The sequence below is a fragment of the Methylobacterium sp. J-043 genome, assembly GCF_022829505.1.
Taxonomy (GTDB): Bacteria; Pseudomonadota; Alphaproteobacteria; order Rhizobiales; family Beijerinckiaceae; genus Methylobacterium; species Methylobacterium extorquens_A.
Map to the genome: position 1 here is coordinate 105,845 of NZ_JAKSYB010000075.1, position 12,433 is coordinate 118,277.

The window sequence follows — 12,433 nt, forward strand, 5'->3', positions numbered from 1 at the left end:
GCCGGCGGACGGCCCGCGCCCCGGCCGGGGGCCGTGTCGATGATCCGCTTCGGATTGTCAAATGCGGACATCCGAAGCGCCACCGGATGCGGGGCCACCTGCAAAAAGCAACGTGACCATGCACTGGGTGGGTAGCCGGACCGGAAGGGCGACCCTATATCCCCGTTATGGCAAACAACAGCGCAAATCCCTACACCCTCGAAATCGAAGCCTGCGAGCGCCCGGCCGGGCACTTCACCTGGGCCATCCGCCGGAACGGCAAGCTCTTCCAGCGCGCGGATCGCGTGCAGACCACGGAAGAGGCCGCCGAGCGCAGCGGGCTCGCCGCCCTGGAAAAGCTCCTCAGCGGCCGGGAGCGTTGATCGGCCTTTTCGGCCGCATTCGCCCCCAACTCCTCCTACCTGACCAGACAAGGCTCCCGGGCTCGCGCCCGCGGGGCCTTTTCTATGCCGTTGATCGCCCGCGGGGCTCGGATAATCTCCTCTGGAAACGGGAGGCGAGACCATGGCGCGCACGACGATCTACGACCGCGATCTCGACCGGAACCCCGCGAACTTCCAGCCGCTCACGCCGCTGACCTATCTCGACCGCGCCGCCCGCACCTTCCCGGATCGGGTCGCGGTGATCCACGGGCCCCTGCGCCGCTCCTACGCCGAGCTTTATGCCCGCTGCCGCCGTCTCGCCGCGGCGCTGGCCGCCCGCGGCATCGGCCGCGGCGACACGGTGGCGGTGCTGCTCGCCAACACGCCGGCCATGATCGAGTGCCACTACGGCGTGCCGATGACGGGGGCGGTACTCAACACCCTCAACACCCGCCTCGACGCGACGGCTCTGGCCTTCTGCCTCGACCATGGCGAGGCCAAGGTCTTCATCGTCGATCGCGAGTTCGCGCGGGTCGGCCGCGAGGCGCTCGACCGGGCCGGGGTCTCGCCCCTCGTCATCGACTACGACGATCCGGAATTCACCGGGGACGGCGCCTCCGTCGGCGAGACCGACTACGAAGCCTTCCTCGCCGCAGGCGATCCCGCTTACGATTGGGCGATGCCCGGCGACGAGTGGGACGCGATCTCGCTGAACTACACCTCCGGCACCACCGGCGACCCGAAAGGCGTGGTCTACCACCACCGCGGCGCGGCCCTGCTCTCGCTCGGCAACGTCATCACCGCCGGGCTGCCGCAGCACGCGGTCTACCTCTGGACCCTGCCGATGTTCCACTGCAACGGCTGGTGCTTCCCCTGGACGCTTTCGATCGTGGCCGGCACCCATGTCTGCCTGCGGCAGGTGCGGGCGCCCGCGATGTACGCGGCGTTGGCCGAGCACGGTGTCACCCACCTGTCGGGCGCGCCGATCGTGATGTCGACGCTGCTGAACGCCCCCGATGAGCAGAAGCGCCCCCTCCCCCGCCGCGTCCACTTCCTCACCGCCGCCGCGCCGCCGCCCGAGGCGGTGCTCGCCGCCATGGGCGAGGCCGGTTTCGACGTCACCCATCTCTACGGCCTGACCGAGACCTACGGCCCGGCGGTCGTGAATGCGTGGCACGAGGATTGGGACACGCTGTCGCCCGACGAGCAGGCCAGGAAGAAGGCCCGCCAGGGCGTGCGCTACCCCGTTCTGGAGGGGCTCGACGTGCGCGACCCTGAGACGATGGAATCGCTGCCGGCCGACGGGACGAGCATCGGCGAGGTGATGTTCCGCGGCAACGTGGTGATGCGCGGCTACCTGAAGAACCCGGCCTCGACCGAGGCTGCCTTCAAGGGCGGCTGGTTCCGCTCCGGCGATCTCGGGGTGAAGCATCCCGACGGCTACATCCAACTGAAAGACCGCTCGAAGGACATCATCATCTCGGGCGGCGAGAACATCTCCTCGATCGAGGTCGAGGACGCGCTATTCAAGCACCCGGCGGTCGCGGCAGCCGCCGTCGTCGCCAAGCCCGACGCGAAGTGGGGCGAGACGCCCTGCGCCTTCATTGAGCTGAAGGAGGGGCGGGAGGCGACCTCCGATGAACTGGTCGCGTGGTGCCGCGAGCGGCTCGCGCCCTACAAGCTGCCGCGCCACATCGTGTTCGGCGAGTTGCCGAAGACTTCGACGGGCAAGGTGCAGAAGTTCCTGTTGCGGGAGAAGGCGCGGGAGGGCGACTCGTGAAGGCCACTTTCGGCACTGTGTCCACCTCGATAGAATGGACCTCATGACGGACCTTCTCGAACGAGCGGTCGCCACCGCGCGGGGACTCTCCCCGGAAATGCAGGACGAGATCGCGCGTCTCGTGCTCGCCTATGCGGGTGAGGAGCAATCGGTCATTCCGCTCACGCCCGAGGAAGAAGCGGATCTTGCGGAGTCGGATCTGGAAGAGGCGCGCGGCGACTTCGCAACGGAGGACCAGATGCGCGCCATCTGGGCGAAGTATGGTCGGTGAGAGTTCGCTACACTCTTACCGCTGCTCGGCAAATCGAGGCGGCGCTCGACTTTTTTGCACACGAGTCGCCCCAAGCCGCATCCAGGCTTCAAGAGCGCATTCTATCGGTCGTGGCCCTCTTGCAAGCGCATCCCCAGGCAGGGCGTTTGACGAGTAAGCGGGGGATCCGGCGATTTCCGCTCAACTCGTTTCCCTACCTGATCGACTATCGCGCCACGGACCGAGACATCGTCGTGCGCCGCTTCCGCCATACGGCACGTCGCCCTCTGTCATGATCCGCAGCCAGCTTCACTCCACGCCCAAATGCTGCGCGGCGCTCATGATCGCCGTCATGCGGTAGGGCTTCATCACCAGCACGCTCTCGCTCACCTGCCGGGGCTGCTCGGCGCTGTAGCCGGTCACGTAGATCACCGGCAGGGCCGGGTGCAGCGCGCGGGCGCGCTCGGCGAGGTCCCAGCCGTCGAGCTGGCCCGGCAGGCGGATGTCGGTGAACAGGAGATCGACCCGCTCGGCACCCTGAAGCAGGCCGTAGGCCTCCTCCGCGGTGCCGGCGCTGAGCACGGCGAATCCGGCATCCTCGAACTCCATGGTCACGGCGTTGAGCAGCATCTCTTCGTCCTCGACGACGAGCACCGTCCGCTTGTCGGCCATACGCCCCCCCCTCTCGCGTCTTCTTTTTATTCGAAAGGCCTGCACCGGGAAGGCGCAAGAGCCGCAAGGCATTTCGCGTGCGGTCTCACCCCCACCACCTCCATCCGAGAGCCGGCGGCCACCTTTCGGGACGATGCTCTTCGCTTTTGTTTTTGCATCGTCTTTTTTCCGAAAGCCGGAGGCCACCTTTCGGGACGATGCTTTAGCCCGCGACCGCCACCAGCGGCGGCCCAAGGCTTGGCTCGGCATCCGGTGCCGGCCGCGCCGCCGGACGGCCCACGGCTGGCGCCTGTGCCGGAAAGGACAGGCGCACCGTGGTGCCGGGCCTGCCGCTGCGCACGAAAGCGGCGCTGCCGCCCGATTGCTGCGCGAAGCCGAACACTTGGCTCAGGCCCAGGCCGGTCCCCTGCCCCAACGGCTTCGTCGTGAAGAACGGCTCGAAGGCCCGCGCCTCGACTTCCGGCGCCATCCCGGCTCCGGTGTCGGACACTTCGACGGCGAACCCGTCGCCTTCAGGCAGCGGCCGGGTGGCGAGGGTGAGCGTGCCGCCCTCCGGCATCGCATCGCGGGCGTTGACCACGAGGTTGAGGATCGCGCTCTCGAACTGGTTCGGATCGATGTTCACCCGCGGCAGGTTCGGGGCGAGATCGGTCTCCAGACGGATGCGCGGGCCGATCGTGCCGCGCAGGAACTCGGCGAAGGAGGCGACCTGCGCGTTGACGTCGGTGCTGACCGGTGAGAGCGGCTGGCGGCGGGCGAAGGCCAGCAGCTTGTGCGTCATCGTCGCCGCCCGCTCGGCGCCCTTCACCGCATCGCGCAGGCGCGTGCGCAGGGGGCTCGCCTCGGGCAGGCCGCGCTCGACCCGGTCGAGGTTGAGCAGCACCACGTTGAGCAGGTTGTTGAAGTCGTGGGCCACACTGCCGGTGAGCTGCCCGATCGCCTCCATCTTCTGGCTCTGGCGCAACGCCTCCTCGGCGCGTGCGCGCTCGGCATTGGCGGCCTCCAGGGCGGCGAGCGCCGCGTCGCGCTCGGCGATACGGGCCTGCAGCGATTCGTTGGCATGCCGAAGCTGGGTCGGCGACGGCAGCGTCAGCGCCTTCGGCATCAGAACCCAGAGTGCCACCGCCGTGCCGATGGAGGCCAGGCCGGTGAGGAGCTTGACCGCCGCCTCCAGCCCGTAATCCGGCACCCAGAGCGTCCAGATCGCCATGAGATGCGTCGCGCCGCAGGCGGTGATGAACACCGCGAACGACCAGAACATCCAGCCGAACACCACGTCGCGGCGGCGCGACACGAAATAGGCCAGTCCGACGGGGATCGAGAAATAGGCGAAGGCGATCAGGCTGTCGGAGACGACATGCGTCCAGATTAGCTCCGGGCGCCAAAGCAGACAGATACCGTGGGGCGAAAGGTTATCGACCTCCCACAGCCGCCGCAGAAGTTCGAGCATCAACCCCGGTCCCCCGCTCCGCCGCGCGCGATCCCGAAGGCGGCGCAGGCCCATGCGACAGCATCGTCCCGAAAGATGGCCCCAGGCTTTCGGGACGATGCTCGAACAAAAACCGGAACCTCGTTCCGGATTCGATTTCCAGGACGAGGCCCGAGACATGAACGATCGGGTACGCCGACGAATGCGGCCTCCCCTTGCACCAATTCTCTACGCGAGACGCTCGCACCAACCAATCGTTAAGTCTTGCTTAACCCTATTCGCTCATCACCAGGGGTGGCTTTCGAGGGCGGGCGCGAGTGTCGGCGCAACGGGCAATCACGCAGGTTGAGGCGTCGCAGAGGGTCTTGCAGGAAGCCTTGAAAGGCGCCCCGCAGGGAACCCCGAACGCGGCCTCACATCAGGCACCGGCCGACGCTCCGCTGCGGCGCGTCAGCCTCGGCAGCCTCCTGACCGCCACGGCGCGGCGCCATCCTGACCGGATCGCGGTGGTCGACCCCGCCGATAAGCCGGACTGGAGCGACCGGCCCGCCATCACCTGGACCTACGCCGCGGCCGCCGAGATCGTGGAGCGCCTCGCCCGCGGCTTGCGGAGCTGGCGCCTGCCGCCGGGGAGCCGCATCGGCCTGTGTCTGCCGGGCTCGGCCGAGAGCGCGCTGGCGATCCTCGCCGTCGAGGCCGCCGGCCATGTCGCCTGCCTGCTCCCGGTCTCCTGGGACGAGGATCGCCTGCTCGCCGCAGCGCAGAACGTCGCGCTGAGCGCCGTGCTGACCCAGGCCCGGCTCGGCTCCGCCGCACCCGCCGAACGCCTCTGCGCCGTCGCCGCGCGCTATTTCGGCCTGCGCTACCTCGCCGCCTTCGGCCCCGACGTGCCGGACGGCGTGATCAACCTCGACCGGTTCGTCCTCGACGGCCCTGCCGGAGAGCCGACCGGCCCGGCACCCGCTGCGGCCGGCATCGTCAGCTTCATCGGCGGTGCCCCCGAGCGGCCGGTCTACCGCAGCGGCGAATCGGTGGTGGCGGCCGCTGCCGCCCATCTCGTGGCGATGCGGGTCGCGCCCGGCGAGCGCATCCTCAGCCTGATCGGCCCGCACGACCTGCGCGGCCTGGCCACCGGGCTCGCCGCCGCCCTCGTCGCGGGGGCTACGCTGGAGACGCTGCCGCTTTTCGACGGGGCCGCCTTCGCGACGGCCCTGTGCCGCCCGGGCCCGACGCATCTCGTCGCCCCTGCCTTCCTCGAAAAGAACCTCGCCGGCCGCGACCTGCCGACGGATCTACGCTCCGTCGCCCTGGTGCACCGGGCGCCGACGCGCTTTCCCAACCGCAGCCGCTCCGTGGACCGGCCTCAGGGCTTGCGCCTCGATACGGTGATCGACACCATTGCGTTCGACGAGACGTCGCTCCTCTCCGGCCGACGCGGGACGGCGGGTGACCTCTCGCTGGTACTCGGCAAGCCGGAGCGGCTCTCCCTTCCCGCGGCCCTGCTGTCCGTGCGACGCGACGCGGACGATCGCCTCGCCTTCCGCGGCCAAGCCTGCACCGTGACGCCGTTGCAGCGCGGGAATCGGCAGGTGATCCCGAGCGGGGTGTGGCACGAGACAGCTTATGCGCCGGTGCTGTTCGCGGGCCTTGCGACGGCGATCGAGGTCCTTGAACCGTCCGATTCCCCCGAAGCGGCAGAAATTTTTGCGCCTGCGTAATCAGGCCTGCGAACGGCACCTTCCTAGGTGCCGGCGCCCCACGCAGACATATGAAAAGCCGTTTGGAGAAAATGATTTAGGCGGGGAATGGCGCCGGCAAAGGCACCCGCCCGCAACCTGTGCGGTGCAGTTCATCCAGCCTTCAGCCCAGCGATTCCATGTTCACCCTATCTGCATGGCCGGCGAACCAATCGTGGCCATGCGGGTTATCCGGGGTGCCCCTTCACACAGGGCGCAACATGGGGTAACGCTGAAGCTTATGGGTGCGCTGCAACAAGTGCTTGTCGTCGACGATGGCCGCCGCGCCGTCGATCGCTCTCTTGCCGCCGACCTCGCCGGGCTCGGCTATGCAAGCGTCACCGCTTCCATCGAAGCGGCGGACGATGTCCTTGCCGTGATCGCCCGTCCTGCGGCGATCCTCCTTCAGCTCTCGTCCAGCACGAACCCGCATCTCGCTGCACTCGCCGAACGGCTGCGCGCCCGGATGCGGGCTGGCGGCATTCCGGTGATCGAGATGGACGACGCGGGTCCCCGCACCGGCGCACCGGTCGATCTCAAGAGCTGCATCGGCCCTTACGTGCTCGCTGAGCCCGAGCTTTAGATCTCTCCCATAACGGGACCATGACGGCGGGCCTCGGGCCCGCCTTTTTCATGCGCGCTCCGGCAATTACGCCGCTGCGATGATCTCGCTCTCGCGGACGGCGCGTTCAGCTGAGCCGGAGCGGATCCGGTAGGAGGGCTCGCCAGTCGGGTCGTCGGGCATCAGGCGGACGACTTCGCTGATCGTGCCGAACCCCAGCCGCTCGTCGGTGGGGGACGATTGAGCGCGGCGGACGCGCTGGCCGATCTTGAACTTATGAAACATCGATGTCTCCTCGAACGCTTGCCGTCGAAGCGGGAAGCCGCTTCGGCGGAGGAGAGCCCCTTCAAGACAACGGGCCAGAGCTGGTCTCGATCGCGATGTTCGACCGAAAGCGGCCCCAGCTCCGTACCGGGGCAAGACCACGAGCCGGGGATCCGACTCACGGAAAAGCTATCAGCGCGCTCAGCGGCGCAGCTTGATCTTGGCCTTGCGGGCGGCGTAGCGGGCGTCCCGCTCTTCCTTCTGCTTGGCCTGAGCCTCGCGGGCACGCTCGGCGGCAGCCTCGATCTCGGCGGCCTTGCGGGCCACTTCGGCCTCACGCTCGGCGGCGGCGGCAGCAGCCAGCCGCTCGGCCTCGAGGCGGCGCTGCGTCTCGCGCTCCTTGACCCGCTCGTCGCGCGCAACGGCGATCGCGCGGCGCTCAGCCTGGCGGGCCTGCACGGCCGGATCGTCGTTGGAGGGGCGGGCGCGGAAGCGAGCGAGCATGGCTTCCCGGGAGGAAGCCGAATCCTGGCGACGGTCGTCGAAGGAGTTTTGTTTGGTGAAGCTCACAGAGTATCCTTGATCGTGCCGGGCCCAGGACGGACCACGGCCTTAAAAGCGCAAAGCCGCTCCAATGCGGAGCGGCTTCGACAAATCGGGTTCAAGCGCGAATTACGCGACTTGGAGCTGACCCGCCGACTGCTTGCCGGAGCGGCGGTCGGTTTCCATCTCGTAGGAGACCTTCTGGCCCTCGGTGAGGCCACGCAGGCCGGCACGCTCGACGGCGGAGATGTGGACGAAGACGTCCTTCGAGCCGTCCTCAGGCTGGATGAAGCCGAAGCCCTTCTGCTCGTTGAACCACTTGACGGTGCCGATGCTCATAAAATGTCCTTGTCTCCGCAGGATGTAGCTAGAGAGCCCAGCACCATGCAGCGCCGAGCTATGTCGTTCGACCGATAACGAAGGAAAATGAGAACCGCCCTGCGGAGGCGTCACGGCCCAGAAAATCCGGCCTCGCATCGATAAGATCTATATGCGACTCGAATGAAGCTTTATCAAGGCTTGTTTTATTTTTCGAGATGCAAGAATTGTTGGCACGTCACTCGAAATGACCTGCCGCTTCAAGCGATTCATCAACGCACAGCGTGAGTTGAGCGAGATCTCCCGCGCCGCGATGTCTCTTGCACGTGACACGCCTGCGCCGTCGATCCCACTCCAACGGCGAAGGCCCGGTCACGCCGCCTTCTTGGCGCGCTTTGCAATCGTCACGAGCCCGCGCAGGATCTGCGTCGTCTCCTTCAGCCGCCGTGGGATGCCGTCGAGTTCGCGGATGAACACGACGCTCATGTCGGGCCGCACCTTGGCGAAGGAGCCCTGCTCCACGACCATGGCGGCGAGCCCCTGCGGGTTGGCGAAGGACTTTTCGCGGAAGTGGACCACGACGCCCTTTGGCCCGGCTTCGACCTTCTCGACATTGGCCTCGCGGCACAGGATCTTGATGGTCACGATCTTCAGAAGCTGCTCCACCTCCGGCGGAAGCGGCCCGAAGCGGTCGATCAACTCGGCGCCGAAGCTCTCCATCTCGGCGTCGTTCTCAATGGTCGAGAGGCGGCGGTAGAGGCCGAGCCGGACGGTGAGATCCTCGACATAGTCCTCGGGGATCGTGACCGGGGCGCCGAGCGCGATGGTCGGCGACCACGCCTCCTCCACCGGCTCCTCGATCCCCGCCTTCAGGGCGGTGACCGCATCCTCCAGCATCTGCTGGTAGAGCTCGTAGCCCACTTCCTTGATGTGGCCGGACTGGGCATCGCCCAAGAGGTTGCCGGCGCCGCGGATGTCGAGATCATGGGAGGCCAGCTGGAAGCCGGCACCCAGCGTATCGAGGCTCTGGAGTACCTTCAGGCGCTGTTCGGCCTGGGTCGTGAGCTGGCGGTTGGCCGGCGTCGTGAACAGGGCGTAGGCCCGCGCCTTCGAGCGCCCGACGCGCCCGCGCAACTGGTAGAGCGCGGCCAGACCGAACATGTCGGCCCGGTGCACGATCAGCGTGTTGGCGGTGGGGATGTCGAGGCCGGATTCGACGATGGTGGTCGAGAGCAGCACGTCGTACTTGCCCTCGTAGAACGCGGTCATCACGTCCTCGAGCTGGCCCGCCGCCATCTGGCCGTGGGCGACCGCGACGGTGGTCTCGGGCATTTCGGTGTCGAGGAAGCGCTTGACCTCGGCCAGATCCTCGATGCGGGGGGCGACGTAGAACGACTGGCCGCCGCGGTAGCGTTCGCGCAGCAGCGCCTCGCGGACCAGCAGCGGATCGAACGGCGTCACGAAGGTGCGCACCGCCAGCCGATCCATCGGGGGCGTGGCGATGATCGAGAGTTCGCGCACACCCGTCATGGCGAGTTGCAGCGTGCGCGGAATCGGGGTGGCCGAGAGCGTCAGCACGTGCACGTCGGCCTGGAGCGCCTTGAGCCGCTCCTTGTGAGCCACGCCGAAATGCTGCTCCTCGTCGACGATGATGAGGCCGAGATCCTTGAACGCGACGTTCTTGGCGAGCAGGGCATGGGTGCCGACGACAATATCGACCTGGCCTTCGGCCAAGCCCGCACGGTTCTGCCGCTGATCGCCGGCGGAGACGAAGCGCGAGAGCTGGGCGACGTTGATGGGCAGGCCCTTGAAGCGTTCGGCAAACGTACGAAAGTGCTGGCGGGCGAGCAGCGTGGTCGGCACCACCACCGCCACCTGCTTGCCGGAGATCGCCGCGGCGAAGGCCGCGCGCAGCGCCACCTCGGTCTTGCCGAAGCCGACATCGCCGCAGACCAGCCGGTCCATCGGGCGGCCGGCATTGAGGTCGTCGAGCACCGCGTCGATGGCGTTGGCCTGATCCTCGGTCTCCTGGAAGGCGAAGCGGGCCGCGAACTCACCATAGAGGCCATCGGGCGCCTGGAGGCGCGGGGCGGATTTGACGAAGCGCGCGGCGGCGATCTTGATGAGGTCGCCGGCCATCTCGAGGATGCGGCGCTTCATCTTGGCCTTGCGGGCCTGCCATGCCCCGCCGCCGAGGCGGTCGAGCGCGACCTCCGAATCCTCGGAGCCGTAGCGGGTCAGGAGCTCGATGTTCTCGACCGGCAGCAGCAGCAGGCCGCCGGCATATTGCAGTTCGAGGCAGTCGTGCGGCGCGCCCACCGCGGTCACGGTCTTGAGCGTGACGAAGCGGCCGATGCCGTGGTCGGCATGGACCACGAGGTCGCCGGGCTGGAGCGCCTGCACTTCCAGGATGATGTCCTGCGGGCGCTTGGACTTGCGCTTCTGGCGCACCAGCCGGTCGCCCAGGATGTCGCCCTCGGCCACCACCGCGAGCCGGTCGAGGGTGAAGCCGGATTCCAGCCCCCAGACCGCGACCGCCAAATCGGTGCCGCGCTTGAGCGCGTTGACCGCGGCGAAGGTGTTGATCACCGTCGGCTTCTTGAGCCCGTGGTCGGTCAGCACGCCGCAGAGCCGGTCGCGCGAGCCTTCGGACCAAGATCCAAGGATCACGTGATGCCCGGATGCCTGGAGATCGCGGATATGCGCGACCGCCGCATCGAACACGCTGGCCGCGTCGTCGGCCCGCTCGGGCGCGAAGCTTCGCCCGGCCCTGGCGCCGCAATCGATCACCGCAAGCGCGTCGGAATCCGGCATCGCGAACGGGGTGAGCCGGGCCACCGTGCCGGCCTCGACCTTGCTCTTCCACTCGTTGGGCGTGAGGTAGAGCGCGCGCGGCGGCAGCGGCTTGTAGGGCGCGACGCCGCTCTGCGGGTTCTTCAGCGCCGCCTCGCGGGCCTGGAAATAGTCCTGGATCAGGGCGAGCCGCTCGGTGGCCGCCTCCTCCACCTGCGGGTCGAACAGCATCGGCACGTCGCCGAGATAATCGAACAGCGTGTCGAGGTGCTCGTAGAACAGCGGCATCCAGTGCTCGAGGCCGGCATAGCGCCGGCCCTCGCTCACCGTCTCGTAGAGCCGGTCGTCGCGGGTCGCCGCGCCGAAGCTCGACAGATAGCCCTGCCGGAAGCGCCGGATCGTCTCGGTGGTGAGCTGCACCTCGCTCATCGGCACGAGATCGAGGGAGCGCAGGCTCCCCACCGTGCGCTGCGTCTCGGGATCGAAGGCGCGGATCGATTCGAGGGTGTCGCCGAAGAAGTCGAGGCGGATCGGGTTCGGCAGGCCAGGCGGCGACAGGTCGAGGATGCCGCCGCGTACGGCGTATTCACCCGTATCGCGCACCGTTCCCGTGCGCAGGAAGCCGTTCGCCTCGACCCAGGCCACGACCTTGTCCATCGGCACCACGTTGCCGATCGCCGCCGAGAAGGTCTCGACGGCCACGCGCGACCGCGGCGGCACCCGCTGCACCAAGGCGTTGACGGTGGTGCAGAGGATGCGGGGCTTCTCCTCCGACGAGCGCGAGCGGGTAAGCCGAGAGAGCGCGGTCATGCGCTGGGCGGCGATGGCCCCGTTCGGCGAGACACGGTCGTAGGGCTGGCAGTCCCAGGCCGGAACGCTCATCGCCTCGATCTCGGGGGCGACGAACTTCAGCGCGTTCTGGAAGGCGTTGGAGCGGCCGGAATCGCGGGCGACGTGGACCAGCACCGCCGGCCCCTCGAACGAGCCGGACAGCGCGCGGGCGAGATCGGCCGCCACCAGCGCGTCGAAGCCGTCGGGGACGGAGGCCAGCGTCGGGCTGTCGCCGCGCTTGATCGCGTCGAGCGCCTTGGTCAGCGGCGCCGATTTCGGCAGGGCGAAGCGGGCGGTCTGCGGCTTCGGAGCGGGCGGCTTGGGTTGGGGCTTGGCCATCGGTTCGTTGATTTCTGCGTGCGCTCGACGTCGTCGCCCTCCCCTTCTTACGGGGGAGGATGACCCTCACGTCAGCGAGGGCCGGGTAGAGGGGAGCGCCGCTTCCAGAGGGGCATGAACCGCCCCTTCATCCGCCTGCTCGCGCAAAGGGAATGCCGGTGGGTCCTCAGGAAGCTGTCCGCGGCGGCAAACGTTCAGTTGTGGATCGGCGCGTCGTGCCGATGAAACGCCTTGAGCCGGCGATACACGGCGGTGTCGTAGTTCTCCGGCGTCGCGTCCTCGCCGGTGAGCCAGCGGAACAGGTCGCGGTCGGGCACCTCGATCAGCGCCTCGAACTGCGTCAACTCCTCCTCGGACAATTCACCGATCTCGGCATCGGCGAAGCGGCCCATGATCAGGTCCATCTCGCGGATGCCGCGGTGCCACGCGCGAAACAGCGCGCGGCGGCGGCGCGGGTCGAGGTCGGCGCTGGTGCGGGTGGTGCCGGACATGGGCTGTCCCCTGGTAATCCTGAACCCGCATGTAGAGGGGCAGGCGGCTGCGGGCAAACGGCG

The 12,433-nt window shown here is 68.0% G+C and carries 13 protein-coding genes; 6 read left to right on the forward strand and 7 right to left on the reverse strand.

The window, feature by feature from the left end:
- Window positions 1-167 precede the first annotated feature (167 nt).
- The 4 genes from MKK50_RS23715 (at window position 168) to MKK50_RS23730 (ending at window position 2,688) form a co-directional block, all read left to right on the forward strand.
- Complete coding sequence (locus tag MKK50_RS23715) at window positions 168-362, forward strand: hypothetical protein (protein WP_003599068.1); 195 nt, start codon at window positions 168-170, stop codon at window positions 360-362.
- 142 nt (window positions 363-504) lie between these two features.
- The gene (locus MKK50_RS23720) at window positions 505-2,142 is read left to right on the forward strand and encodes an acyl-CoA synthetase (RefSeq protein WP_499025634.1); all 1,638 of its coding nucleotides are present in this window, start codon (window positions 505-507) and stop codon (window positions 2,140-2,142) included.
- A gap of 43 nt (window positions 2,143-2,185) precedes the next feature.
- On the forward strand, window positions 2,186-2,413 hold the full coding sequence (locus tag MKK50_RS23725; protein WP_499025636.1) for a hypothetical protein: 228 nt from the start codon (window positions 2,186-2,188) through the stop codon (window positions 2,411-2,413).
- A complete protein-coding gene (locus MKK50_RS23730) occupies window positions 2,410-2,688 on the forward strand; it encodes a type II toxin-antitoxin system RelE/ParE family toxin (protein ID WP_499025637.1) in 279 nt (92 codons plus the stop codon). The genes MKK50_RS23725 and MKK50_RS23730 overlap by 4 nt, the downstream gene beginning before the upstream one ends.
- Window positions 2,689-2,701: 13 nt before the next feature.
- Here MKK50_RS23730 and MKK50_RS23735 read toward each other — a convergent pair whose 3' ends face one another.
- Window positions 2,702-3,064 (reverse strand): response regulator, encoded by a 363-nt coding sequence (locus MKK50_RS23735; protein ID WP_499025638.1) that lies wholly within the window; start codon window positions 3,062-3,064, stop codon window positions 2,702-2,704.
- 202 nt (window positions 3,065-3,266) lie between these two features.
- Entirely contained in the window at window positions 3,267-4,514 is a 1,248-nt protein-coding gene (locus tag MKK50_RS23740) for an ATP-binding protein (protein ID WP_499025639.1), read from the reverse strand.
- A gap of 296 nt (window positions 4,515-4,810) precedes the next feature.
- Here MKK50_RS23740 and MKK50_RS23745 point away from each other — a divergent pair, with 296 nt between their 5' ends.
- On the forward strand, window positions 4,811-6,211 hold the full coding sequence (locus MKK50_RS23745; RefSeq protein ID WP_499025641.1) for an AMP-binding protein: 1,401 nt from the start codon (window positions 4,811-4,813) through the stop codon (window positions 6,209-6,211).
- A 259-nt stretch (window positions 6,212-6,470) separates the two neighbouring features.
- Complete coding sequence (locus tag MKK50_RS23750; protein WP_367399420.1) at window positions 6,471-6,812, forward strand: hypothetical protein; 342 nt, start codon at window positions 6,471-6,473, stop codon at window positions 6,810-6,812.
- 66 nt (window positions 6,813-6,878) lie between these two features.
- Here MKK50_RS23750 and MKK50_RS23755 read toward each other — a convergent pair whose 3' ends face one another.
- The 5 genes from MKK50_RS23755 to MKK50_RS23775 form a co-directional block, all read right to left on the reverse strand.
- On the reverse strand, window positions 6,879-7,076 hold the full coding sequence (locus tag MKK50_RS23755) for a hypothetical protein (RefSeq protein ID WP_012255296.1): 198 nt from the start codon (window positions 7,074-7,076) through the stop codon (window positions 6,879-6,881).
- 180 nt (window positions 7,077-7,256) lie between these two features.
- Window positions 7,257-7,625, reverse strand: coding sequence for a DUF6481 family protein (locus MKK50_RS23760; RefSeq protein WP_499025642.1), 369 nt, complete (start codon window positions 7,623-7,625; stop codon window positions 7,257-7,259).
- Window positions 7,626-7,727: 102 nt separating this feature from the next.
- Complete coding sequence (locus MKK50_RS23765; RefSeq protein ID WP_003599086.1) at window positions 7,728-7,937, reverse strand: cold-shock protein; 210 nt, start codon at window positions 7,935-7,937, stop codon at window positions 7,728-7,730.
- A 351-nt stretch (window positions 7,938-8,288) separates the two neighbouring features.
- Entirely contained in the window at window positions 8,289-11,879 is a 3,591-nt protein-coding gene (mfd, locus tag MKK50_RS23770; protein WP_499025643.1) for a transcription-repair coupling factor, read from the reverse strand.
- 194 nt (window positions 11,880-12,073) lie between these two features.
- On the reverse strand, window positions 12,074-12,370 hold the full coding sequence (locus tag MKK50_RS23775; RefSeq protein WP_499025645.1) for an FAD assembly factor SdhE: 297 nt from the start codon (window positions 12,368-12,370) through the stop codon (window positions 12,074-12,076).
- Window positions 12,371-12,433: the final 63 nt, after the last annotated feature.